Raw genomic sequence first — 23632 nt, forward strand, 5'->3', positions numbered from 1 at the left:
ACATCATCGGCGTCACGGCCCTCGACGGCAACGCCTGTGGAAAACTCCTTGGCCTGCGCAGGCATGTCGTATCGTCGAAGCGCGCCCGTCGACGAGCAGCGTCCGCGGGGCGGTGTGGGAGGGAGCCCCCGTGACGCAGCAGGTCCCGTCGACCGAGCCCGAGCTGGGTGGCGTACGAAACTTCCGTGACGTGGGCGGACTGCCGACCGTGGACGGCCGGCGGGTGGCGCCCGGGCGGCTGTTCCGCAGTGGTCATCTGGCGCACGCGACCGACGAGGACGCGGCGTTCCTCGGCTCTCTCGGACTGCACACGATCTTCGACTTCCGCAACGCGGCGGACATCAGGCTGGAGGGGCAGGACGTCGAGCTGCCGGGTGTGCGCAACGTGAACATCCCGCTGTCCGACCCGGCGCACGGCACGGAGTTCTGGAAGATGGTCCGGGACGGCGGTCTCGACGAACTGCGCAGCCTCCTGGCCGACGGCAAGGGCGAGCAGCGGATGATCAACTCCTACCGCGAGATCATCCGGGACCGTACGACCGAGCACTCCCGGATGCTGCACGCGCTGGCCGAGGACAGTGTCCCGGCCCTGATGCACTGCGCGGCCGGCAAGGACCGCGCGGGTCTGTCCATCGCGGTGACACTGCTCGCCGTCGGGGTGGAGCGCGACGCCATCGTGGCCGACTACATGGAGTCGAACGCGCAGCACCGCCGCTACAGGGTGCGCCGCACCAGCTCCGACGCCCAGGCCTACAGCCCCGAGGTCCTGGAGCTGCTCAACCCGTTGTTCGGCACCCGCCCCGAGTATCTGACGACGGCCATGGACACGGTCGAGGAGACCTGGGGCAGCGTCGACAACTATCTGGCACAGGGGCTGGGCGTCACCCCGGAGACACGGGAGCGGCTGCGCGAGCGGCTCCTGGACTGAGCCCGCCGTCCCTCAGGGCTACTGCTTCGCACCCACCTCGAACAGCAGGTAGATGAAGGCGGCGAAGACGTGCCCGACCGCGATGTAGATGATCAGCCGGACCCACAGGGCCCGGGGGAACTTCTCTTCCATGTCCGTCATGGCGTGACTCCAGGATTCGGGCCGAGGCAGAGCGCGGCGGTGGGGCTCTGCAGCAGGGTGTGGACGAAGAGCAGGTCGGTGCCGTCGCGGCCGTCGGCGGCGAGGCGGTGCGGGGTCAGCGAGTCGAAGTGCGCGCTGTCCCCCGGTGCGAGGACGTGAGCGGTGTCGCCGAGGCGCAGGCGCAACCGCCCCTTGAGGACGTACAGCCACTCCTCGCCGGGGTGGACGCGCACGATGTCGCCCTGCGCCCCGTACGGCACATGGACGCGCAGGGCCTGCATTCCTCGTCCGGAGGCACCGGCCTGCCAGTACGACCAGCCGCCGGCGGCCGTCGGCTCCATGTCGGCGGCGCGCACGACGGCGTCCCGGTCGGCGACCGTCTCACCGAGCAGTTCGGAGACCGTCGTACTGTAGATACGGGCGAGCCCGAGCAGCATCGGCAGGGAGGGCTGGCGCTGCCCCGTCTCCAGACGGGAGAGGTGGGCGGGCGACAGCCCGGCGGCCCGGGCGGCGGCCTCCAGGGTGAGGGCGGCCCTGCGGCGCAGCGCCCTGAGCTGCGGTGCGACGACGGGCAGGTTCTCGACCGGCCCGGACTCCTCGGGAAGGCTCATGCCCTCCATTCAGCCGCAGTTTTACCTCCGAGGCAAACCCCTTGCCTCAGAGGCAAACTGTACGGCTCCCCCTCGCCGACCCGTCCCTCTCCTACCGCTTGGCCACCGCCTCCTACCTGTTGGCCACCGCCTGCTTGACCAGTGTCTTCCCGAAGTCCCACATCAGCCCGCTCCCACCGTGCGCGTCGTCCATCACGGCGGTGAAGGCGTCCACGAACCGGTCCACCTCCCGTTCGCCGACGACCAGCGGCGGAATCAGCTTGATCACCTCCAGGTGATCGCCGGAGACCTGGGTCAGGATCCGGTGCCGTTGCAGCAGCGGTACGACGACCATCTGGGCGAAGAGCCCCTTGCGCGCGGCCTGGAGCATGGTCCAACGGCTGCGCAGCTTCAGCGACTTGGGCTTACCGAACTCGATGCCGATCATCAGGCCCCGGCCGCGTACGTCGGCCAGCAGCTCGTACTTGTCGACCAGCGCCGCCAGCCGCGACCTCAACTGGTCGCCGGTGGCCCGGGCGTTGGCGACGATCTGCTCGTTCTCCATGACCGACAGCACGGCGAGGCCCGCTGCCATGGCCTGGGCGTTGCCCCCGAAGCTGGCCGAGTGCACGAGGACGCGGTCGATCGACGAGTAGACCTTCTTGAAGATCCACTCCTTGCCGAGGGTGGCTCCGACGGGCACATACCCGCCGGAGAGCGCCTTGGCCACGCACACCAGGTCGGGCTCGACCCCCTCCTCGTGCTGATAGGCGTAGAAGTCACCGGTCCGCCCGAGGCCGGTCTGCACCTCGTCCGCGATGAGCAGCGCCTTGTGCTTGTGCAGCAACTCCTGCGCGGCGCGCAGATATCCGGGGGGTGCCTCGTGCACGCCCTTGCCCTGGATCGGCTCGACGATCAGGGCGGCCACGTCGCCCTTCTTCAACTCCCGTGCCAAGGCGTCGAGATCACCGAGCGGTACGGCCGTGTCGGGCAGCAGCGGGGCGAAGCCGTCCCGGAAGCCGTCCTCGCCGTTCACCGACAGGGAGCCGGTGGTCAGGCCGTGGAAGGCGTGCGCGCAGTACAGGACGCGCGGCTTCCCGGTGGCATACCGGGCGAACTTCAGCGCGGTCTCCACCGCCTCCGTTCCGCTGTTGCCGAAGAACACCCGGTCCAGATGCGGGCTGTGGGTGAGGAGCCGCTCCGCGAGCAGTCCGGGCAGTGGCTGGCAGTCGAAGCGGGTGAGGTCGGCGAGCTGGGCGTCGAGGACGTCGTGCAGCGCCTTGCGCACCACGGGGTGATGGCGGCCGAGGCCCATCACCCCGAACCCGGCGAGCATGTCGAGGTAGTCGTTGCCGTCCGCGTCCCAGAAGTACGCGCCCTCGGCCCGCTCGTAGACCTTGTCGAAGCCGATGGTGTGCAGCATGCGCGGGAGCTGGTGGTTGAGGTGCTTGGCATGCAGCTCGTAGCGTTCGGCGCCGCGCTCGGCCAGCAGCGCGCCGAGGTCGAACTCCCCCGACGGGGAACCGGGTTCAGCGGTCGTCATTCCTGTTTCTCCTTGGCCTTCCCCTTGGGCGGCTCTTCCTTGGACAGCTCGTCCTTGACGGCCAGCCCTGCGCTGATCCGCCCTGCGATCTCGACGGGCGTGAGGCCGATGTCGGCGAGCACCTCACCGCGCTTGGCGTGCGCGAGGAACTGCTCCGGGATCCCGAACCGCCGTACGGGTACGTCGACATCGGCATCGCCGAGGGCGAGCGCGACCGCCGCGCCGACCCCGGACGCCCGGCTGTTGTCCTCGACGACGGCCACCATCCGGTGTCCGGCGGCGAGCCCCGGCAGCGCGGGGTCGACGGGCTTGACCCAACGCGGGTCCACGACCGTGCAGTTGATGCCGCGTGCCTCCAGCAGCTCGGCGGCCTGGAGACACACCGGGGCCATCACCCCGACGGCCACCAGGAGCACCTCGGCGGCCTCCTCGGACCGGTGCAGGACATGCATGCCGCCCACATGGCCGACCGCCTCGATCGCCGGCCCCACCGACTCCTTGGGGAACCGGATCAGCGTGGGCGCGTCGTCGACGGCCACCGCCTCCCGCAGCTGGGCGCGGAGTTGGTCGGCGTCGCGCGGTGCGGCGATCCGGAGTCCCGGCACGACCTGGAGGATGGACAGGTCCCACATCCCGTTGTGTGACGCGCCGTCAACTCCCGTGACACCGGCGCGGTCCAGCACGAACGTCACCCCGCACCGGTGCAGCGCGATGTCCATCAGCAACTGGTCGAAGGCGCGGTTGAGGAAGGTGGCGTACACGGCGACGACGGGATGCAGACCCCCTGTCGCCAGCCCCGCCGCCGAGACGGCCGCGTGCTGCTCGGCGATCCCGACGTCCCACACCCGGTCGGGGAACCGCTCGGCGAACTTGCCGAGGCCCACGGGATGCAGCATGGCCGCCGTGATCGCGACGACGTCGTCCCGCTCCTCCCCGATCTTCACGATCTCGTCGCCGAACACCGAGGTCCAGGAAGGCCCGTTGGAGGGCGCGAGGGGCTCGCAGGTGAGCGGGTCCATCACCCCGACGGTGTGGAAGTGGTCCTCCTCGTGCGAACGCGCGGGCTCGTAACCGCGGCCCTTCTCCGTCAGACAGTGGATGAGCACGGGTCCGTGGAAGCGTTTCGCGCGCCGCAGCGCGGACTCCACCGCCCCGATGTCGTGCCCGTCGATCGGGCCGACGTACTTCAGCCCCAGGTCCTCGAACATGCCCTGCGGCGCGAACGCGTCCTTGAACCCCTTCTTCGCGCCGTGCAGCGACTCGTAGATGGTGTTGCCGATGACGGGCGTGCGCAGCAGGACGTCCTTGCCCCAGGCCAGCACCTGCTCGTAACTGTCCGTCGTCCGCAGGGTCGCGAGATGGTTGGCGAGGCCGCCGATGGTCGGCGAGTAGGAGCGTTCGTTGTCGTTGACGACGATGATCAGGGGCCGGTCCTTGGCCGCCGCGATGTTGTTGAGCGCCTCCCAGGCCATCCCGCCGGTGAGCGCGCCGTCGCCGATGACCGCGACGACATGCCCCTTCTCGCCCTGCACCTCGCGGGCCTTGGCGAGCCCGTCGGCCCAACCGAGTGCCGTGGAGGCGTGGCTGTTCTCGATGACGTCGTGCTCGGACTCCTCACGCGAGGGATAGCCGGACAGGCCGCCCTTGCCGCGCAGCTTGGAGAAGTCCTGACGTCCCGTCAGAAGTTTGTGTACGTAGCTCTGGTGGCCGGTGTCCCACAGGATGCGGTCGACCGGTGACTCGAAGACGCGGTGTAGCGCGATGGAGAGTTCCACCACCCCCAGATTGGGGCCGAGGTGGCCGCCAGTCCTGGCGACCGCGTGCACCAGGAACTCCCGTATCTCGTCGGACAGTTCACCGAGTTCCACCTCGGACAGCGCCTTCAGGTCGCGTGGTCCCCGGATGTTCTCCAGAATTGTCACGCTCGGGCCCCCTCTTCTTCCGTACTCGTCAGCCCGTGCTGCTGTTCAGCTCACGGTGACCGCCGGTTCCCCCGACGCGACGCCGTCCTGCTCCATCTGTTCGGCGATCTTCATCGCCTCCTCGATCAGGGTCTCCACGATCTTCGACTCGGGCACGGTCTTGATGACCTCGCCCTTGACGAAGATCTGCCCCTTCCCATTGCCGGAGGCGACCCCGAGGTCCGCCTCCCGTGCCTCGCCGGGGCCGTTGACCACACACCCCATGACGGCGACACGCAACGGCACTTCCATGCCCTCCAGACCTGCCGTTACCTGGTCGGCGAGCTTGTAGACGTCGACCTGGGCCCGCCCGCAGGACGGACACGACACGATCTCCAGCCGACGTTGCCGCAGGTTCAGCGACTCCAGGATCTGGATGCCGACCTTGACCTCCTCGGCGGGCGGCGCCGACAGCGAGACCCGGATGGTGTCCCCGATGCCCTCGCTGAGCAACGCCCCGAAGGCCACAGCCGACTTGATGGTCCCCTGGAAGGCGGGACCGGCCTCGGTGACGCCCAAGTGCAGTGGGTAGTCGCACTGTTCGGCGAGCTGGCGGTAGGCGTTCACCATGATCACCGGGTCGTTGTGCTTGACCGAGATCTTGATGTCCCGGAACCCGTGCTCCTCGAACAGCGACGCCTCCCACAGCGCCGACTCGACGAGCGCCTCCGGCGTCGCCTTGCCGTACTTCTGGAGCAGCCTCCGGTCCAGGGAACCGGCGTTGACGCCGATGCGGATCGGCGTGCCGTGGTCGCCTGCGGCCCGCGCGATCTCCCGCACCTTGTCGTCGAACTGCTTGATGTTGCCGGGATTGACGCGCACGGCCGCGCAGCCGGCCTCGATCGCGGCGAACACGTACTTCGGCTGGAAGTGGATGTCGGCGATCACCGGGATCTGCGACTTGCGCGCGATGGTGGCGAGGGCGTCCGCGTCGTCCTGCGTGGGGCAGGCGACGCGGACGATCTGGCAGCCGGACGCGGTGAGTTCGGCGATCTGCTGAAGCGTGGCGCCGATGTCCGACGTACGCGTCGTCGTCATCGACTGGACCGACACCGGGGCCCCGCCCCCGACCGCCACCGGCCCGACCTCGATCCGCCGGGAGACCCGGCGCTCGGCGATCGGACGGACCGGTACCTCGGGGACGCCCAAGGAGATGGCGGTCACGACGTCACTCCCTGTTCCCGGCGACGGTCTCGCGCATGGCGCGCAGGGACTCCTTCAGGGACCCCATGGTGGCCATGACGGCCGTCGGCTCGTAGCCGCAGTGCGCCATGCAGTTGGCGCACCGGTCGTCCTTGCCGCGGCCGTAGGAGTCCCAGTCGGTCTTCTCGATGAGGTCCTTGTACGTGGTCACGTACCCGTCGCTCATCAGGTAGCAGGGCTTCTGCCAGCCGAACAGCGAGTAGTTCGGGATCGCCCACGCCGTGCACGGGAAGTCGACCTTGCCCTCCAGGAAATCCAGGAAGAGCGGGGAGTGGTTGAGCCGCCAGCGCCGCCTGTTCCCGCCGCCGAAAGCCTTCTTGAACAGCTCGCGGGTCTGCTCGACGCCGAGGAAGTGCTCCTGGTCGGGGGCCTTCTCGTAGGCGTAGGCGGGCGAGATCATCATCTCGTCGACCTGGAGGTCGTCGTTGAGGAAGTTGAGCACCTCGATGATGGTCTGCGGGGTGTCGGTGTTGAAGAAGGTCGAGTTGGTGGTGACCCGGAAGCCGCGCTTCTTGGCCTCCTTGATGGCGGCCACGGCCTCGTCGAACACCCCCTCCTTCGCGACGGACTCGTCGTGCCGCTCACGCAGACCGTCGATGTGCACGGCGAACGCGAAGTACGGCGAGGGCGTGAACTTGTCCATCTTCTTGCGCAGCAGCACGGCATTGGTGCAGAGGAAGACGTACTTCTTCCTCGCCACCAACTGCCGCACGATCTCGTCGATATGAGGGTGCATCAGGGGTTCGCCGCCCGCGATGGACACCATCGGGGCCCCGGATTCGAGGACCGCTCCGACGGCCTGGGCGACCGGCATGCGCTGCTTGAGCACCCCGGCCGGGTGCTGGATCTTGCCGCAGCCCTCGCACGCCAGGTTGCAGGCGTAGAGCGGTTCGAGTTCGACGATCAGCGGGAACTTGTCCCGCTTGCGGAGTTTCTGTTCGGCCAAATATGTAGCGATCTTGATGGTCTGGCGGAGCGGCATGGCCATCTGACTCACCTCCTGGGGAGCAGCAAGGAACGGTGCCATTCGACAAATGCTGGAAGGACCGAACGAAGAACGCGGAAAGCTGATATTCCACCGCGTACCGTGCCGATCCGGACGAGTTCATGTTCTGGAGCGTCCACGACCACCCGTACGGCCGCAACCGGGCGCACGCCCGTGCGCACGGCGCTGTGGAGCGTGGCCGCCGACTCCATGTCGACCGCGATTGCGCCGGTCGCGAGCAGATCCGCCCGCTCATGGCCGCGTACGACGTGGTCGGAGCCGGTGAGAGGGCCGGTGTGGACCGTGCGTCCGGGGACGGCACGCACCAGTTCCTTGACGAGAAGTTCGACGCCGTCACAGCGGGTGACGCCGCGCGGGTCCCGGGTCTCCTCGGCGACCACCAGGTCACCGGGGTGCATCCCCGGGGCGAGTCCCGCGCAGAAGCCCGTGGCCAGCACGACGGCGTCGCGCAGCGCCGGGCCGGCGAGGGCCCGGGTGACGGCCGCCTCGGCCGCCTCGGGCCCCATGCCCGTACGCAGCACGGTGACGGGCCCGTCGCCGCGCGTGCCCCGGCGCAGGGCGAGCCGTTCGATGCCGAGCGCACAGGCGATCAGCAGCGGGGCCGGCTCGGGCTGCCTGTCCATCAGCCCCCCTTGACCTTGCCGGACGACTCGGCGAACGGCTCTCCGTGGACGTACCGGCCGAGCGCGGTGAGCGGGAAGACCTGGCGGTAGAGGTGGTAGTTGATCGAGAAGTCCCAGGGGAAGCCGGTGCCGGTGAAGTAAGGCTCGTCCCAGGAGCCGTCCGGCAGCTGGGTCGCGGCGAGCCACTCGACACCGCGTTCGACGGCCTTGGAGTCGTGCTCCCCGGCGGCCAGCAGGGCGAGCAGCGCCCAGGCCGTCTGGGAGGCGGTCGAGGCGCCCCGGCCGCTCCAGCCCTTGCTGTCGTTGTAGGAGCGCAGGTCCTCGCCCCAGCCGCCGTCCTCGTTCTGGACCTTCTCCAGCCAGTCCACCGCGCGCCGGATGGCCGGGTGCGCGGCGGGCAGGCCTGCGGCGGCCAGCGCGGGCACCACGGAGCCGGTGCCGTAGACGTAGTTGACGCCCCAGCGGCCGAACCACGAGCCGTCGGGCTCCTGTTCGGCGAGCAGCCACTCGATGCCGCGCCGGGTGCGCGGATCGTGGGACATGCCCTCGACGGCGAGCATCTCCACGACATGCGCGGTGACGTCGGCGGACGGCGGGTCGATGACCTCCCCGAAGTCGCAGAACGGCAGCTTGTTGGGGAGCGAACTGGTGTTGTCGACGTCGAACGCGCCCCAGGCGCCGTTCTTCGACTGCATCCCGAGGTTCCAGCGGACCCCGCGCCCGATGGCCTTCTCGACCCGCTCCGGATCGTGGTGCCGGACCCGGCGCAGCGCCAGGACGACCTCGGCGGTGTCGTCGATGTCGGGGTAGTTGTCGTTGTGGAACTCGAACGCCCAGCCGCCCGGCGGCAGTTCGGGCCGGCGTACGGACCAGTCGCCGGGTCTGACCACCTGCTCACCCAGCATCCAGTCGGCGGACCTGACCAGTTGGGGATGGTCGGCGGGCACGCCCGCGTCGGCGAGGGCGATGACGGCGAGGCAGGTGTCCCACACCGGCGACTGGCAGGCCTCGATCATCCGGGCCCCGTCCTCGCGCCACACCGTGAAGCGGTCCAGGGACTCCAACCCGGCCCGCATGACCGGGTGTTCGAGGTCGTAGCCGAGCAGGTGCAGGGCGATCACCGAATAGACGGCGGGCGGCTGGATGCCTCCCCAGCAGCCGTCGTTCTCCTGGCGCTCGATGATCCAGCGGGCGGCGGCGTTCATGGCGGCCTTGCGCAGCCTGCGTACCGCGACCTTGCGGTAGCCGTGCAGGGCCTTGTCGAGCCGCTGGAAGGCACCGTCCCAACTCACCAGCGGGGCAAGGGACTTGCCCGGGTTCGGCATCCCGGCGTCGGTGTGCAGCTCGTCGAGCGGGAAGGGCGCCGGGCGGACCGGGCGTTTCGCGCTGACGATGGTGAGCGGCACGATGGTCTGCCGGGCCCAGCAGCCGAAGTCGTAGATGTTGAGCGGCATCCACTTCGGGAAGTAGATGAGTTCCGGCGGGAGTTCGGGAAGGTCGTCCCACTTCCACCAGCCGAACAGGGCCAGCCAGATCCGGGTGAAGACCCGGGCGGCGGCGATGCCTCCCCGGTCCCGGATCCAGGCGGACGCCTTCGCCATGTGCGGCGCGTCCGGGGCGTCCCCGGCCAGCCGCAGGGCGACGTACGCCTCGATGGTGGCGGAGAGATCTGAGGGTCCGCCGTAGAAGGTGGCCCAGGTGCCGTCGTCGCGCTGCTCGCCACGGATGAACAACGCGGCTGCCTGGATGGTCTGTTCGTCGCGGATGCCCAGGAACTGACGGAGCAGGAGATCCTCGGCGTCCATCGTGACGTTGGTCTCGAGGTCGCCCTTCCACCAGCCCTGGGCGTCCTGCCGCGCGAGCAGATGATCGGTGGCGCGCCGCACGGCACGCACGGCGGCATCGTGAACCCCTGCCGCCACAGGGGCGTCGGTGTCGGTTTCGCTGGCCGAGGCAGCGCGGGGCGGCAGTGCCCCGGTGCTTCCGTCGGTCGTCGCTGTCATGGCTTCCCCTTCGTGCAAAGTGGCATGTCTCTGCTGTGGGTCCGCCGTCGGCCGGTGCGCCGCTGAACGCGGCGCCGGTCGGCGACTACGCGAGGCTTATTCGACCGATAGTGATCATCTCTTTCGTACGACGACGAAGTCGGCGAGCGCCGTGAACTGCGCGCGCACCCGGTCGGGCATGTCGATGGCGTTCAGCGCGTCGACGGCGATGGTGTGCTGCCGGCGCGCCTCCTCGGCGGTCCACTCCCGGCCGCCCGCCTGTTCGATCAGGGCGGCGCGGACGGCGAACTCCTCCTCGGAGAAGTTCTCGAAGTCACTGCTCTTCGCGTCGGCGGCGAGGAGTTCGCCGAGCCGCTCGGCGGCCGGGCCGCTCGCCGCGAGGGCGGCGACGACGGGCAGGGACTTCTTGCGCTGGCGCAGGTCGCTCCAGGTCTGCTTGCCGGTGGCCTCCGGGTCGCCCCAGATGCCGAGGAGGTCGTCGACGGCCTGGAAGGCCAGGCCGAGGTGGTAGCCGTACTTCTCCAGGGTGTCGGCGGTGCGGTCGTCCGCGCCGCCGAGGACCGCGCCGATGGAGCTGGCGCAGGCGAGCAGGGCGCCGGTCTTGTTGCCCTCCATCTCCAGGCACTCCTCGACGCTGACGCGGTCGCGGTGCTCGTAGGAGATGTCCTGCGCCTGGCCGTCGATGAGGGCGCGGGTCGCGGTGGTGAGGCGGCGGGTGGCGCGGCCGGCCTCGACGGTGCCGAGTTCCAGGAGGATCTCGTTGGCGAGGGCGAACAGGGCGTCGCCGACGAGGATGGCCTGGGCGGGGCCGTGCACCTTCCAGACCGTGTCGCGGTGGCGGCGCTGTTCGTCGCCGTCCATCAGGTCGTCGTGCAGCAGCGAGAAGTTGTGCACCAGCTCGACGGCGACCGCGCCGGGGATGCCGACCTCGGGGTCGGCGCCGGTGACCTCGGCGGACAGCACGGCGAGCGCGGGGCGTACGGCCTTGCCGCCGTCGCCGGCCGCGGGGTTGCCCTGGGCGTCGATCCAGCCGAAGTGGTAGGCGGAGACGGTGTCCATGGGGGCGGCGAGACGGTCGATGGCCGTCCGCAGCACCGGGGTGGCCAGGGTCCGGCCGCGCTCCAGGAGCGCGGTCACGTCCACTACGTCGGCAGCCTTCGGGGCCGGGGGCACAGTGGGCACAGTCTCTCCTCTTGGTGCGGTGCTGGGGGTGCGGGGGCCCGTCGCGTGCTGATGGTCGAGCATCAGGCCGCCTCCTCGACGTCGAAGAGGTGGTGGCGGGGCCGGCCCAGGGCGCCCAGTGCGGCGCCGGCCGCACTGACGCCGCTGCGGACCGCACTCTCCATGGTCGCGGGCCACCCCGTGGCGGTCCACGAACCGGCCAGGTACAGGCCGGGGGTCTTGGTGCGGGCGCCGGGCCGCAGCCGTCCGACGCCCGGGGTGGGGGCGAACGTCGCTGTCCGCTCCCGGGTGACGAAGAAGTCCCGTACCTCGGCGCCCCGCGCGCGGGGCAACAGCCGCTCCAGCTCCGGCAGATACCGCTCGCGCAGCGCCGCCACGGGTTCGTCGATCTCGTCGTGCGCCGCCGACTGCGACAGCGCCAGGTACTGGCCGTCGCCGCCGAGCCCGGACGCCTCGGTCCGGTCGAACACCCACTGCACCGGGCTGCCGAGCGCCGCGAGGAACGGCGTGCTCAGCACCTTCCGGTCGTACACCACATGCACGTTGAGGATGGGCGCGGTGCCGATCTCCAGCAGCCGCTCGGGGGCGTCGAGCGCACCCGCGGGCAGAAGATCATGCGCTTCCTGCTGGGCCACGGCGAGCACGACGGCGTCCGCGTCGAGCGTCTCGCCGGGAACCTGAACGCTCCAGCGCCCGTTCTCGTTGTGTTGGATGGAGGTGACGCGTGTACGGACTTCGGTACGCACGCCCGCGGAGTCGAGCGCCTTGCGGGCCAGAGTGTCGTGCAGTTCGCCCAGCGGGACGCGCGCCCAGCCGATGTCGGCCGCGCCCGGGTCGGACAGCAGACCGGTCTTGAACACCATCGCGGCGAGCCCGAGGGACGAGTCCCCGGCCACCGCGTTGAGGGTGGCGACCCCCACCAGGTCCCACAGTGCCTCGACGGCACGCGGCGACTGACCGTGCGCGGCCAGCCAGCTGCCGAAGTCCTGTGCGTCCAGCGCCGGGTCCGCGAGGTCCAGCGCCTTCAGCGCGAGTGCGGCACGCCCTACTCTGGCGCGCTCCGCGAGCGAGAGGTGCGGATACGTGGCCAGGCTGCGCCCGAGATGCAGCGGCACCGGCAGCGCATCGCGCCGGAGTCTGCCCAGGCGCCGCCCGACGGGTTTCGCCACGTCGACGACCGGCACATCGAGACGTGCCTGCACCGGAGCGAGTTCGGCGGCGTCGATGCGGTCGAGGAACCAGCGGTAGGCGGTACAGCAACGCAGGTACACATGCTGGCCGTTGTCGACGGTGAGTCCGTCGCGCTGGAAGGAGAAGGCGAGCCCGCCGAGCCGCGGCCGGCCTTCGAGCAGTGTGACGCGGACTCCGGCGTCGGCCAGGGACAGCGCCGCGGTGATGCCCGCCAGTCCGCCGCCGACCACCACGGCGCTCTTCTCACCGTGGTGGCCCGGACGTTCTCCGGGCTGCGAACCGTCGCTCATCGCGCACTCCCCCCTGTGCACCCACCGTGCCGGACGAACGCCGCACGGCAGGCCGTTGAAGTCAGGGACGCCGTCCCCGACCGGAGGGTTGCGCACCGTTTCGTCTCGGTCACATCACCTTGGACCGGATTGTCCATCAGGCCCGCCTCCTGACGGTCCGCCGGGAGACATGCCGGGCGTCCAGACCGGACAGGCCGCGCACCGCGACGTACGCCTTCTCGCGTCCGGGCAGCGAGACCCGGCCGCGCAGCACGGCCTCCGGCTCGCGCTCGATGCGGTCGAGGAGCCGTCGGTAGATGCCGGCCATGGCGGCGACACAGGCGCCGCTGCGCCGGTCGAGCATGGGCAGCAGGCCGTAGCCCTCGGCGAACAGGGCGCGGGCACGCCGCACTTCGAAGTGGACGAGGCCCGCGAAGTCGGAGCCCTCCGGCGGGTTCGGCCCGTTGAACCCGGCCGAGCAGCCGAACTTGGCGAGGTCGTCGGAGGGCAGATAGGTCCGCCCGCCCTCGGCGTCCTCGCGGACGTCCCGCAGGATGTTGGTGAGCTGGAGCGCGAGCCCCAGCGTGTCGGCGTACTCCGAGGCGCGTTCCGCTCCCCGCGCGCCCTTCTCGGTGCCGAACACGCCCAGGGACAGCCGCCCGATGGCCCCGGCCACACAGCGGCAGTAGACCTTCAGGTCGTCCCAGGTCTCGTACGTCTCACCGCGTACGTCCATCACGACGCCGTCGATGAGTTCGTCGAGGCCGCCGAGAGGGATCGGGAAGTGTGTCCCCGCGTGGCTGAGGGCGACCGCGACGGGGTCGGTGTCGTCCTCGTCGACCGCGCCCTCGCGCACCCGGCCGAGCAGTGCTCTGGTGTCCTCCAGCCGTGCCGCCTTGACCTCGGGGGCCAGTGTGCCGTCACCGATGTCGTCGACGCGTCGCGAGAACGCGTACAGGGCGGACATGGCACGCCGCTTCGGCGTCGGCAGCAGTCTGATGCCGTACGCGAAGTTGCGGGCCTGCTGCCCGGTGACGGCCTCGCAGTAGCTGTAGGCGGCGAGTACCGGTGCGGACACGTGTGGTTCCGACTCCACGGTCCGGATCACCCCTCTCCTCGCAGAGTTGTGCCCACCTGGCGCAGCAACTGGATCCTGCCGGGCTTGGGCGGGCCGGGAAGTACGTCGTATTCGGCGGCGGCGATCGCCTGGATCGCCGCCTTTCCCCCCGCCACGAAACCCGCGAGCAGCAGCTTCAGCCTGCCGTGGACGCTACCCACGAGGGGGGTGCCTTCATTCAGCAGGTCACGGGCGCGTTCCGCTTCGTATGCGATCAGTGCGCGCACCGACGCTCCTGCGGTGGGGACGGCGAGATCCGCCTCCTGGACGTGAAAGCGCTTCATGTCCTGGGCGGGCAGATAGATCCGGTCGCGGCCGAGGTCCTCGGCGACGTCCTGGAGGTGCTCGACGATCTGGAGGGCCGTGCACACGGCGTCGGAGCGGCGGATCCGCTCGGGCGTCGCGGTGCCGGTGACGGCGAGGACGAGACGGCCGACGGGGTTCGCGGACAGCTCGCAGTAGGCGAGGAGATCGTCGTACGTCTCGTACCGCTTGACCAGTTGGTCCTGGCGGTTGGCGGCGATCAGCCCGAGGAACGGCTCGGGGGTGAGCGAGCGGCGGCGCACGGTCGGCTGGAGCCGGCGCAGCAGGGGATGCCGCGAGGTGCCGTCGAAGACCCTGCGCAGGTCGGCCTCGAAGGCGTCGAGGAGGACGAGCCGGTCGTCGGCCGCTTCGGGGGCGACGCCGAGCAGACGGGCGTCCGCGCCACCGGGGGCCAGGTCGCCGTCGCCGATGTCGTCGACGAGTCGGGCGAAGCCGTAGACGGCCATGAGGTCGGTGCGCCAGGCCTTGGGCAGGAAGAACGGTGCCACGGGGAAGTTCTCGTCCGCGGCCTTGTCGAGCGTGCCGCGCTCCGGGTCGGCGGTGCGCGCGGGACCGGTCGCCGTCACCGTTCGCTGCCCGGGGCGGGGACGGCACACGCTGTGGGGAGCTGGGGAGTTTCCGTAGCCATCGCCGTCACATCTCCCGTTCTACACTGCTGACCCAATGGGCACTATTTCGGACACGCCGCCCAGCCGTCCGCGCGGCGGTCCGATGCCGGGTGTCGCGCGGTATCGCCCTACTTGCCGCGATTCAGCACTGGTACAGCTTACGTTGTACAACGCGGCGTGGTCCGTCGGGGTGTCCTGCGCATCACAAGAACGAACCGATTGGCGTCAAGATTCCTGGGGCGGGCCGGAGTTGACGTTTCCTTTGCAGACGCGGGGCCCCGCCGGAACAGTTCCGGCGGGGCCCCGATTTCACCCGGCGACCCGCCGGGCGACTGTCCGCTACTTGCCGGTGAACTTCTCGTACTCCTTGAGCACCTCGTCCGTCGGCCCGTCCATGCGCAGTTCGCCGCGTTCCAGCCACAGGACGCGGTCGCAGGTGTCGCGGATGGACTTGTTGTTGTGACTGACCAGGAACACCGTGCCGGCGTGCTTGCGCAGCTCGCGGATGCGGTCCTCGGAGCGCTTCTGGAAGGACCGGTCGCCGGTCGCCAGGGCCTCGTCGATCATCAGTACGTCGTGGTCCTTTGCGGCGGCGATGGAGAACCGCAGCCGCGCCGCCATGCCGGAGGAGTAGGTGCGCATCGGCAGGGTGATGAAGTCGCCCTTCTCGTTGATGCCCGAGAAGTCGACGATCTGCTGGTAGCGCTCCCTGATCTCCTCGCGGGACATACCCATCGCGAGGCCGCCCAATATGACGTTCCGTTCGCCCGTGAGGTCGTTCATCAGGGCGGCGTTGACGCCGAGGAGGGAGGGCTGCCCGTCCGTGTACACGTGCCCCTTCTCGGCGGGGAGCAGGCCGGCGATGGCTCGCAGCAGGGTCGACTTGCCGGAGCCGTTGGAGCCGATCAGGCCGACGGCCTCACCTCGGTAGGAGGTGAAGGAGACGCCCCGTACGGCGTGCACCTTGCGTACGCCGGGTGACTCGCCGCGCCTGATGATGCGGCTCAGGGCGGAAGTGGCGCTGCCCTTGCCGGTCTTGGCGCCGTTGACGCGGTAGACGATGTGGAGTTCGTCCGCGATGACAGTGGGGATCTTGCCCCCGGGAATCGGGTCAGCCACGGCCGTACCTCTCCTCCGCCTTCCAGAAGTACACGAAACCGCCGAGGGCGAGGAGCGCGGCCCAGCCGCCCGCTACCGCCCAGACGTGCGGGGGCAGGTTCTCCGAGCCGTAGCCGTCGATGAGCGCGAAGCGCATCAGGTCCATGTAGATGGCGGCCGGGTTCCACTGCAGGACGTCGGCGAGCCACTGGGGCTTGTCGGCGAGCATGACCGGGATGGAGAACATCACGCCGGACGCGTACATCCACGTACGCATCACGAACGGCATCAGCTGGGCGAGGTCCGGGGTGGACGCGCCCCACCGGGCCATGATCAGCGCGAGGCCGGTGTTGAAGAGGAACTGGAGGACCAGCGCCGGGATGATCAGCAGCCAGGACGCCTTGGGGTAGCTGCCGAAGCCGACCGCCACCACGAACAGCACGATCATCGAGAAGAGCAGCTGCTGGAGCTGTTGCAGCGCGAAGGAGACCGGCAGGGCGGCGCGCGGGAAGTGCAGGGCGCGCACCAGGCCGAGGTTGCCGGAGATAGCGCGGACGCCCGCCATCACCGAGCTCTGCGTGAAGGTGAACACGAAGACGCCCGTGACGAGGAACGGGATGTACACCTCGCGCGGCATGCCTCGGTCGGCTTCGAGGATCACGCCGAAGATGAAGAAGTACACGGCCGCGTTCAGCAGCGGTGTGGCCACCTGCCACAACTGGCCGAGTTTGGCCTGGCTGTACTGGGCGGTCAGTTTCGCCTGCGAGAAGGCGAGGATGAAGTGACGCCGTCCCCAGAGCTGGCGGACGTACTCGACGAGTCGGGGACGGGCGCCGCTCACGGCGAGCCCGTACTTCGCGGCGAGTCCGGCCGCGGAGAGGCCGTCGTCGGGTGACGGTCGGTCGCTCACCGCGACACCGCCGTCATGCGTTGTCTCACTCACAAATGGAAACTTTCGTCTTCAATATGCGCAGCTGAACGGGGCAGAGCACGGGCCGGGGAGCAGAATGCGGTCGGCCCGTGGGGCTCTCAGGGAGAGCTTGTCAGATCACTGGGGGGCGGCCCAGTCGGGTCAGCCGCCACACCGTACGCCACCGGATGGGCCGACGGGGTCCGCACGGGGTGGTCAGGCCCTCCTTGAACCCGCCCCACCAGGCTCTGAGCGCCGGGCGGGAGGGCCTTCGGAGGAGTGTGAGGAGCAGCCAGTCCCCCAGATACACGGGAACGAGGGGTGCCGGGAGGTTGCGGCGGGCCAGCCAGACCCGGTTGCGGGCGACCATGCGGTGGTAGACCGCGTGCCGCGAGGGCGCGGTCGTGGGGTGGTAGAGCAGCATGTCGGCCCGGTAGTCGATCATCCAGCCCGCGTCGAGGGCCCGCCAGGCCAGGTCGGTCTCCTCGTGGGCGTAGAAGAACTCCTCGGGGAGGATGCCCACTTCGGCGAAGACCTTCGTACGGACGGCGTTGGCGCCGCCCAGGAAACTCGTGACGCGGGAGCTGCGCATCGGGTCCGTGGTGCCCGGGCGGGGCACATGGCGGCGCTGGGTGAGGCCGGTGTCGGGGTCGGCGATGCGGAAGCTGATGATGCCGAGTTCCGGGTCGTCGGTGAAGGCCCGGCGGCACAGCTCGGCGGTGTCCTGGTGGCCGAGGAGGCCGTCGTCGTCCAGGAACATCAGGACGTCGACGTCGCCGCCGGCCGGGCCGAACGCCTCGATGCCGACGTTGCGTCCGCCGGGGATCCCGAGGTTCTCGGGCAGTTCGACGGTCCGTACGCCCTCGGGGAGGTCGGGGACGGGCGAGCCGTTGCCGACCACGACGATCTCGACCGGGTCGCCCTCCTGTTTGGCGATCGAGTCGACGAGGGCGCGCAGTTCGTCGGGGCGGTTGCCCATGGTGATGATCACCGCGCCGACTCTCATGGCGCTCCTCACCGCAGCCTGCTGGAGGCGAGGATGGACACGAGGTGCAGCACGGTCTGGAGGATGGCGATACCGGCCAGTACGGCGATACCCAGACGGGTCCAGAACAGGCCGCCGCCGAAGGCGTCGAGGATCGCCACGAAGAGGATGAACAGGCTCGCCTCGACGCCGCCGATCAGCCGGTGGAACTTCAGGGCGGCGGCAGCCTTGCGGGCCAGGGCGAGCCCCTCGGAGCGCGGCACCGACAGCTCCTCCTTGGCCGCTTCCAGGCCGCTGCGGGACCGCGCCACGTCCACCAGGTCGGTCTCGGCCTTGATCAGGATCGCGCCGAGGGCGGCCAGGGTGCCGAGGAACGCCCACAGCCACTCGGGCGCCCCGGAGCCGTCCCACAGGTCGGCGCCGCGCAGCCCGAAGCCGATCAGCAGGGCCGACTCGGACAGGTAGTGGCCGATGCGGTCGAGGTACACGCCGGTGATCGAGGTCTGGTTCCGCCAGCGGGCGATCTCGCCGTCGACGCAGTCGAGGAGCAGGTACAGCTGGATCAGTACGGCACCGAGAACGGCCCCGGTGAGGCCGGGCACCAGGAGGGCCGCGCCCGCCAGACCGCCCGCGACGACCATCAGGTACGTGAGCTGGTTGGGCGTGATCCTGGTGTCCACCAGGTACGGGTCGACCCGCAGGGACACCTCGCGCATGTAGAGGCGTCCCGCCCAGTGCTCGCCGCTGCGCCGGTCCTTCACCCCTTCGGGGTGGACGACAGGGCGTAGTTCAGCTACCGATGGCCTTGACATAGTCCGCGTACGTGTCCTTGATCTGGTCGTTCGTGAGGTCGAGGTGTTCCAGGATCGTGTAGCGACCGGGTCTGGTCTGCGGGGCGTACTCGACGACCCGTACGAACTCGTCCGTGGTGAAGCCGATCTCCTGCGGCAGCACCGGCAGCCCGTGTCGGCGCAGCACCTCGGCCATGTACGCCGACTCCTCGTGCGCGCCCCGCAGGTACATGGCGAAGGCGGCGCCGAGGCCGCACTGTTCGCCGTGGCTCGCGGCGCGCCTGGGGTACAGCAGGTCGAAGGCGTGGTTGATCTCGTGGCAGGCGCCGGAGGAGGGGCGGGAGTCGCCCGAGACCGACATGGCGATACCGGTGAGGACCAGCGCCTCGGCCAGCACCTGGAGGAACGCGTTGTCGCCGACCCCGCCGGGGTGGCGCAGCACGGCCTCGCCCGCCTGGCGGGCCATCGCGGCGGCGAGCCCGTCGATCTTCTCGCCGTTGACCTCGCACGCCAGTTCCCAGTCGGCGACCGCGGAGATGTTCGACATGGCGTCGCCGATCCCGGAACGCACGAACCGCGCCGGGGCCTCGCGGATCACGTCGAGGTCGATCACGACGGCGATCGGGTTCGGTACGCCGTACGAGCCGCGCCCCGCGTCGTTGTCGAGGGTGGCGACCGGGGAGCACAGGCCGTCGTGCGCGAGGTTGGTGGCGACGGCGACCAGCGGCAGGCCCACGCGGGCCGCGGCGAACTTGGCGCAGTCGATGATCCGGCCGCCGCCGAGGCCGACCACGGCGTCGTAGTGGCCGGACTTGATGGCATCGCCCAGTTTGACCGCGTCGTCGATGGTGCCGCCGGCGACCTCGTACCAGCTCGCGCCGGGCAGCGCCGGGGCGAGCCGCTCGCGCAGCCTGGCGCCGGAACCGGCGCTGATCGCGACGGCGATCTTCCCGGAGTGCGAGATCCGCTGGTCGAACAGCACGTCCGCCAGATGGTTCAGGGCCCCCCGGCGGATGTCGACGACGACCGGCGAGGGGATCAGCCTCGTCAGTACCGGCACGCGATCTCCCGTCCTCGGGCGAGATCGTCGTGGTTGTCTATCTCGACCCACGGGACCTCGCCTATGGGCGCCACGTCGATCCTGAAGCCGCGGTCGACCAGTTCCTGGTAGCCGTGTTCGTAGAACTGCTGGGGGTCGGTCTCCCACACGGTCTTCAGGGCGTCGGCCAGTTCGGTGGCGGCGACGCCCTCGATGAGGGTGACGCCGATGTACTCGCCGGTGGCCTCGGCCGGGTCCATCAGCTTGGTGATCCTGCGCACGCCCTTCTCCGGGTCCACGATCACCTTCATCTCCTCGTCGGCGAGATCCTTCACCGTGTCGAGGGCCAGGATGATGCGCTTCCCGTCACCGCGCGCGGCGAGCAGGGTCCGTTCGACGGAGACGGGGTGCACGGTGTCGCCGTTGGCGAGGATGACCCCGTCGGCGAGGGCGTCCCGGCCGCACCACAGGGAGTAGGCGTTGTTCCACTCCTCGGCGCGGTCGTTGTCGATGAGGGTGAGCTTCAGCCCGTACTTCTCCTCCAGGGCCGCCTGCCGCTCGTACACGGTCTCCTTGCGGTATCCGACGATGATCGCGACCTCGGTGAGGCCGATCTCGGCGAAGTTGGCGAGGGTGAGGTCGAGAACGGTGGGGCCGTTCTCGTCGCCCGCGGGGCCGACCGGCACGAGAGCCTTGGGCAGGCTGTCGGTGTAGGGGCGCAGACGCCGTCCGGCGCCGGCCGCCAGCACGAGGCCGATCATGCGGGTTCTCCTTCGTCGTGTACGGCGGGCGCGCCGCCCTGGTGGGCGGCCACCCAGTAGCGGATGCTCTCGGCGAGCACCAGCAGGGCCACGGCCACGGCGAGGACCGTGAGCGCGACCACGAACTGCGAGGCACTGAGCAGCGCGGCCAGTACGACGACCACCAGCGTCCGGCCCTCGTGCCCTCCGCTCGCCCGTACCAGCCAGCGCGGGGGCGCTCCGGCGTTGCCACGGATGCGGTACACCGTGTCGTAGTGATGGTAGGCGACGGCGGCCACGAGGCCGAAAGCTGCGGGAAGTGCTCCGTTTACCTCCGCTTTGCCCGCGAGAAGGAGGACTGTGCCGTATTCGGCGGCCCGGAAGAGCGGGGGGACGAGCCAGTCGAGGCGGCCCGTGAGGGGCAGTGCGACCGCGCCGCCCGCGCTGAGCACGTACAGCACGGTGAGGGCGACGGGGATCGGGCTGCCGTAGGAACACACCCATACGGCGAAGATCAGCACCGCCGTGCCTTCCAGCGCGACGAGGAGGCGCGAACCGCCCACTGTGCGCCCGGGGATGCGCGCGACCGACTCCGCGAGCGGCCCGCTGTCCGCCAGGTCCGCCAGGGCTTGTGCGCCGCGCTCGGTGCGCTGCGCCGTTCGGGTGAGTGAGCGCAGGACGCGCCCCGCCGTGGTGTACGCCGCCGCGAAGCCGCAGCCGATGAGCAGCACGGTGAAAGTGATCCGCGGGGTCGTCACGGCCGTCAGTACGGCGATCAGGGCCCAGCGCTCGCCGATCGGCAGGACGATCATCCGCCGTACCCAGACCGTCCAGCCGACGCTGTCGAGGCGGTCGGAGAGGGCGGCCGTGGGGCTGGTGTTGGCGGTCGCGTCGTGGTTGGCCTCGTTGAAGGAGAAGTCGACGACGTGCCGGCAGGTCTGGAGGATCATCGCGCCGAGGGCGAGGGCCCATACGTCGTCGCCGCCCCGGGCCGCCCCGAGGGCGAGGCCCGCGTAGTAGGCGTACTCCTTGGCGCGGTCGAAGGTGGCGTCCAGCCAGGCGCCGAGCGTCGAGTACTGGAGGGAGTAGCGGGCGAGCTGGCCGTCCGTGCAGTCCAGGACGAAGGAGAGGAGCAGGAGCACGCCCGCCGCGACGAAGCCACCGCGCGTGCCGGTGGCCGCGCAGCCGGCCGCGATCAGCGCGGTGAGCAGCGAGGCGGTGGTGACCTGGTTCGGGGTGAGGCCGCGGCGGGCGCACCAGCGGGCCAGGTAGCGGGAGTACGGGCTGACGCAGAACGTGGTGAAGAAACCGTCCCGGGACTTCACGGCCGACTTCAGGCGTACGGCCTCGTCGTCGACGGCGGCGACGGCCTGCCGTGCCTCGTTGCGGGCCTGCGGGTCGGCGGGGACGGCGGCGGTCAGGCTGCCCAGTTCGGGGCGGTGGACGTCGGCGCCGTCCGCCTCCAGGGCGAGGGCGATGCGGTCGGCGAGGCTGTCCACGGCGACGGCGGAGGCGGCTTTGCCGGGGCCCGTGGGGGCGTCCGCGTCCGTGGAGATCTCCCGGGCCAGTACGCGCGTCAGGGCCGTGCGGCCGGCGTCTGGCTGTGCCGTCACGGCGCCCGGTACGGCGGCGAGCGGGAAGCGGGGGTCGGTGAGGCCGAGGCGCAGGGCGTGGAGGTGGCCTACGAAGCGGGCGTCGACGATGGCGACCCGCTCGTCGCAGGGTGCCTCGGCGAGGAGGGTCTCGGTGCCGGCGACGTCGGTCGCGCTCCGCACGTCGAAGCCGAGGGACCGCAGATCGTCCTCGATCGACGATCCGGGAACCGGCTGACCCGTGAGGATGGCGGTCGGCAACCGAACTCACTCCCTGGACACCGACGCGTGCACGCCGGTCATTTACATGATGGTGGGGGAAACCCTGACCCACGGTGGCCGGGCAGCATGTCGGCAGAGGTTATCGGATGAGGCCGCGACCGTGTTCACCGGCTGTTCACGGTCGGATCCGTGGCAGACCGGTGACCGCCTCGGCCCGGTCATCATGAGTGTCCCGGCCCGCCGCGCACAAACCGTGACCCGGGCCGGGGACCGCTCCCGCCGCCGTCGCGGACCCGCACCGGAGTGATCCGTGAACTCCTGACCTGCGGTTCGTTTCCGCAGGTCAGGGCACATGACAACGGTGTTCAGTGCCGCGTTGCCACATACCCCCCACCCGTAGTTCACTGATCACGGGACAGGGTTCGGAACGACACAGGAGGCGGCTTCCATGGGGGCTGGGCACGATCACGGACACGCGCACGGCGCACCGGCCACGGGTACGGCGGCAGCGGCGTACCAGGGGCGGCTGCGTATCGCGCTGGCCATCACGCTCACCGTCATGGTGGTCGAGGTGATCGGCGGGGTCGTCGCCGACTCGCTCGCGCTGATCGCGGACGCGGCGCACATGGCGACGGACGGGCTGGGCCTCGGCATGGCGCTGCTCGCGATCCACTTCGCGAACCGCCCGCCGAGCGGCAACCGCACCTTCGGGTACGCCCGCGCCGAGATCCTGGCCGCGCTCGCCAACTGTCTGCTGCTGCTCGGCGTCGGCGGATACGTCCTGTACGAGGCGATCCAGCGGTTCGTCACGCCCGCCGAGACCGCGGGCGGCGTGACCGTCGTCTTCGGTCTGATCGGCCTGGTCGCGAACATGATCTCGCTCACGATGCTGATGCGCGGCCAGAAGGAGAGCCTGAACGTGCGCGGCGCCTTCCTGGAGGTCGCGGCGGACGCGCTGGGCTCGCTCGCGGTGCTGATCTCGGCGTTGGTCATCATGGCCACGGGCTGGCAGCGGGCCGACCCCATCGCCTCGGTCGTCATCGGTCTGATGATCGTCCCGCGCACCGTCAAACTGCTCCGCGAGACCCTGAACGTGCTCCTGGAGGCGGCTCCCCGGGGCGTCGACATGGCGGAGATGCGGGCTCACATACTGGCGCTGCCCGGCGTGGAGGACGTACACGATCTGCACGCCTGGACGATCACCTCCGGGATGCCGGTGCTGTCGGCGCACGTGGTCGTCAGTTCGGACGTGCTGAGCGGGATCGGGCACGAGAAGATGCTGCACGAGCTTCAGGGCTGCCTGGGCGACCACTTCGACGTGGAGCACTGCACCTTCCAGTTGGAGCCGGGCGGGCACGCGGAGCACGAGTCCATCTGCCACTGAGACCGCTTCCGCGCGCGTCACCAACGGAACGCAGCCGTCCGGCGCGCGCCCGCGTCCCCTCCTTCAAGCCCCCCTTGCGGGCGGTTCCTCGGCCGGGGAACAGGGCACGATTGACTATCCGGTCGCTGTCCGGGGGCTTTCGCGCCTGACATGCGGGGGGTGCCGCGAAGTGCCGGGAGTGC

Annotated in this window: 22 protein-coding genes; 2 read left to right on the forward strand and 20 right to left on the reverse strand. The window is 70.2% G+C overall.

Annotated elements, in window-relative coordinates:
* Positions 1-130: 130 nt before the first annotated feature.
* On the forward strand, positions 131-928 hold the full coding sequence (locus tag ACWDR4_RS12320; protein ID WP_450407254.1) for a tyrosine-protein phosphatase: 798 nt from the start codon (positions 131-133) through the stop codon (positions 926-928).
* Between the two features lie 18 nt (positions 929-946).
* Here ACWDR4_RS12320 and ACWDR4_RS12325 read toward each other — a convergent pair whose 3' ends face one another.
* The 20 genes from ACWDR4_RS12325 to ACWDR4_RS12420 all read right to left on the reverse strand — a co-directional run bounded on the left by ACWDR4_RS12325 (position 947) and on the right by ACWDR4_RS12420 (position 22105).
* Complete coding sequence (locus ACWDR4_RS12325; RefSeq protein WP_235473469.1) at positions 947-1069, reverse strand: DUF6126 family protein; 123 nt, start codon at positions 1067-1069, stop codon at positions 947-949.
* Positions 1066-1689, reverse strand: coding sequence for a helix-turn-helix domain-containing protein (locus tag ACWDR4_RS12330; RefSeq protein WP_450407258.1), 624 nt, complete (start codon positions 1687-1689; stop codon positions 1066-1068). The genes ACWDR4_RS12325 and ACWDR4_RS12330 overlap by 4 nt, the downstream gene beginning before the upstream one ends.
* A gap of 103 nt (positions 1690-1792) precedes the next feature.
* Positions 1793-3202: an aspartate aminotransferase family protein gene (locus ACWDR4_RS12335; protein WP_450407261.1), complete on the reverse strand. Its 1410-nt coding sequence runs from the start codon at positions 3200-3202 to the stop codon at positions 1793-1795.
* The gene (gene dxs, locus ACWDR4_RS12340) at positions 3199-5124 is read right to left on the reverse strand and encodes a 1-deoxy-D-xylulose-5-phosphate synthase (RefSeq protein WP_450407264.1); all 1926 of its coding nucleotides are present in this window, start codon (positions 5122-5124) and stop codon (positions 3199-3201) included. The genes ACWDR4_RS12335 and dxs overlap by 4 nt, the downstream gene beginning before the upstream one ends.
* 45 nt (positions 5125-5169) lie before the next feature.
* A complete protein-coding gene (gene ispG, locus ACWDR4_RS12345; RefSeq protein WP_369030974.1) occupies positions 5170-6327 on the reverse strand; it encodes a flavodoxin-dependent (E)-4-hydroxy-3-methylbut-2-enyl-diphosphate synthase in 1158 nt (385 codons plus the stop codon).
* Between the two features lie 4 nt (positions 6328-6331).
* Entirely contained in the window at positions 6332-7354 is a 1023-nt protein-coding gene (gene hpnH, locus ACWDR4_RS12350; RefSeq protein ID WP_450407266.1) for an adenosyl-hopene transferase HpnH, read from the reverse strand.
* A gap of 5 nt (positions 7355-7359) precedes the next feature.
* Entirely contained in the window at positions 7360-7995 is a 636-nt protein-coding gene (locus tag ACWDR4_RS12355) for a phosphorylase family protein (protein WP_450407268.1), read from the reverse strand.
* Positions 7995-9998 carry a squalene--hopene cyclase gene (gene shc / locus ACWDR4_RS12360; RefSeq protein WP_450407271.1) on the reverse strand — a complete coding sequence of 668 codons (2004 nt, stop codon included), beginning with the start codon at positions 9996-9998 and terminating at the stop codon, positions 7995-7997. The genes ACWDR4_RS12355 and shc overlap by 1 nt, the downstream gene beginning before the upstream one ends.
* Before the next feature lie 114 nt (positions 9999-10112).
* A complete protein-coding gene (locus ACWDR4_RS12365) occupies positions 10113-11180 on the reverse strand; it encodes a polyprenyl synthetase family protein (RefSeq protein WP_450407273.1) in 1068 nt (355 codons plus the stop codon).
* Between the two features lie 62 nt (positions 11181-11242).
* Positions 11243-12661 (reverse strand): hydroxysqualene dehydroxylase HpnE, encoded by a 1419-nt coding sequence (gene hpnE, locus ACWDR4_RS12370; protein ID WP_450407276.1) that lies wholly within the window; start codon positions 12659-12661, stop codon positions 11243-11245.
* Complete coding sequence (locus ACWDR4_RS12375; protein ID WP_450407278.1) at positions 12658-12798, reverse strand: DUF6380 family protein; 141 nt, start codon at positions 12796-12798, stop codon at positions 12658-12660. The genes hpnE and ACWDR4_RS12375 overlap by 4 nt, the downstream gene beginning before the upstream one ends.
* Positions 12798-13748 carry a presqualene diphosphate synthase HpnD gene (hpnD, locus tag ACWDR4_RS12380; RefSeq protein ID WP_450407280.1) on the reverse strand — a complete coding sequence of 317 codons (951 nt, stop codon included), beginning with the start codon at positions 13746-13748 and terminating at the stop codon, positions 12798-12800. The genes ACWDR4_RS12375 and hpnD overlap by 1 nt, the downstream gene beginning before the upstream one ends.
* A complete protein-coding gene (gene hpnC, locus ACWDR4_RS12385; protein WP_450407282.1) occupies positions 13745-14647 on the reverse strand; it encodes a squalene synthase HpnC in 903 nt (300 codons plus the stop codon). Before hpnC ends, hpnD begins: the two co-directional genes overlap by 4 nt.
* A gap of 381 nt (positions 14648-15028) precedes the next feature.
* Positions 15029-15808, reverse strand: a complete 780-nt coding sequence (locus ACWDR4_RS12390) for an ABC transporter ATP-binding protein (RefSeq protein WP_450407283.1) — start codon at positions 15806-15808, stop codon at positions 15029-15031.
* Complete coding sequence (locus ACWDR4_RS12395; RefSeq protein ID WP_450407286.1) at positions 15801-16730, reverse strand: ABC transporter permease; 930 nt, start codon at positions 16728-16730, stop codon at positions 15801-15803. Before ACWDR4_RS12395 ends, ACWDR4_RS12390 begins: the two co-directional genes overlap by 8 nt.
* 100 nt (positions 16731-16830) lie before the next feature.
* Complete coding sequence (locus ACWDR4_RS12400) at positions 16831-17703, reverse strand: glycosyltransferase family 2 protein (protein WP_450407288.1); 873 nt, start codon at positions 17701-17703, stop codon at positions 16831-16833.
* Positions 17704-17711: 8 nt separating this feature from the next.
* Entirely contained in the window at positions 17712-18494 is a 783-nt protein-coding gene (locus ACWDR4_RS12405) for a CDP-alcohol phosphatidyltransferase family protein (RefSeq protein ID WP_450407290.1), read from the reverse strand.
* Positions 18472-19533 (reverse strand): iron-containing alcohol dehydrogenase family protein, encoded by a 1062-nt coding sequence (locus ACWDR4_RS12410; protein ID WP_450407291.1) that lies wholly within the window; start codon positions 19531-19533, stop codon positions 18472-18474. Before ACWDR4_RS12410 ends, ACWDR4_RS12405 begins: the two co-directional genes overlap by 23 nt.
* A complete protein-coding gene (locus ACWDR4_RS12415) occupies positions 19521-20273 on the reverse strand; it encodes a phosphocholine cytidylyltransferase family protein (protein WP_450407294.1) in 753 nt (250 codons plus the stop codon). Before ACWDR4_RS12415 ends, ACWDR4_RS12410 begins: the two co-directional genes overlap by 13 nt.
* Positions 20270-22105, reverse strand: coding sequence for a DUF5941 domain-containing protein (locus ACWDR4_RS12420; protein ID WP_450407295.1), 1836 nt, complete (start codon positions 22103-22105; stop codon positions 20270-20272). The genes ACWDR4_RS12415 and ACWDR4_RS12420 overlap by 4 nt, the downstream gene beginning before the upstream one ends.
* 409 nt (positions 22106-22514) lie before the next feature.
* On the opposite strand from ACWDR4_RS12420, the gene ACWDR4_RS12425 reads away from it, so the two are divergent.
* Positions 22515-23450, forward strand: a complete 936-nt coding sequence (locus ACWDR4_RS12425) for a cation diffusion facilitator family transporter (RefSeq protein WP_450407298.1) — start codon at positions 22515-22517, stop codon at positions 23448-23450.
* Positions 23451-23632: the final 182 nt, after the last annotated feature.

The sequence above is a fragment of the Streptomyces sp. NPDC000878 genome (genome assembly GCF_053599695.1).

Excerpts from the sequence above, each read along its gene's own strand:
- ACWDR4_RS12325 (WP_235473469.1), bottom strand. The coding sequence starts at position 1,069 with ATGACGGACATGGAAGAGAAGTTCCCCCGGGCCCTGTGGGTCCGGCTG.
- ACWDR4_RS12330 (WP_450407258.1), bottom strand. The coding sequence starts at position 1,689 with ATGGAGGGCATGAGCCTTCCCGAGGAGTCCGGGCCGGTCGAGAACCTG.
- ACWDR4_RS12335 (WP_450407261.1), bottom strand. The coding sequence starts at position 3,202 with ATGACGACCGCTGAACCCGGTTCCCCGTCGGGGGAGTTCGACCTCGGC.
- hpnH (WP_450407266.1), bottom strand. The coding sequence starts at position 7,354 with ATGGCCATGCCGCTCCGCCAGACCATCAAGATCGCTACATATTTGGCC.
- ACWDR4_RS12355 (WP_450407268.1), bottom strand. The coding sequence starts at position 7,995 with ATGGACAGGCAGCCCGAGCCGGCCCCGCTGCTGATCGCCTGTGCGCTC.
- shc (WP_450407271.1), bottom strand. The coding sequence starts at position 9,998 with ATGACAGCGACGACCGACGGAAGCACCGGGGCACTGCCGCCCCGCGCT.
- hpnE (WP_450407276.1), bottom strand. The coding sequence starts at position 12,661 with ATGAGCGACGGTTCGCAGCCCGGAGAACGTCCGGGCCACCACGGTGAG.
- ACWDR4_RS12375 (WP_450407278.1), bottom strand. The coding sequence starts at position 12,798 with ATGGACAATCCGGTCCAAGGTGATGTGACCGAGACGAAACGGTGCGCA.
- ACWDR4_RS12400 (WP_450407288.1), bottom strand. The coding sequence starts at position 17,703 with ATGAGAGTCGGCGCGGTGATCATCACCATGGGCAACCGCCCCGACGAA.
- ACWDR4_RS12405 (WP_450407290.1), bottom strand. The coding sequence starts at position 18,494 with ATGTCAAGGCCATCGGTAGCTGAACTACGCCCTGTCGTCCACCCCGAA.
- ACWDR4_RS12415 (WP_450407294.1), bottom strand. The coding sequence starts at position 20,273 with ATGATCGGCCTCGTGCTGGCGGCCGGCGCCGGACGGCGTCTGCGCCCC.
- ACWDR4_RS12425 (WP_450407298.1), top strand. The coding sequence starts at position 22,515 with ATGGGGGCTGGGCACGATCACGGACACGCGCACGGCGCACCGGCCACG.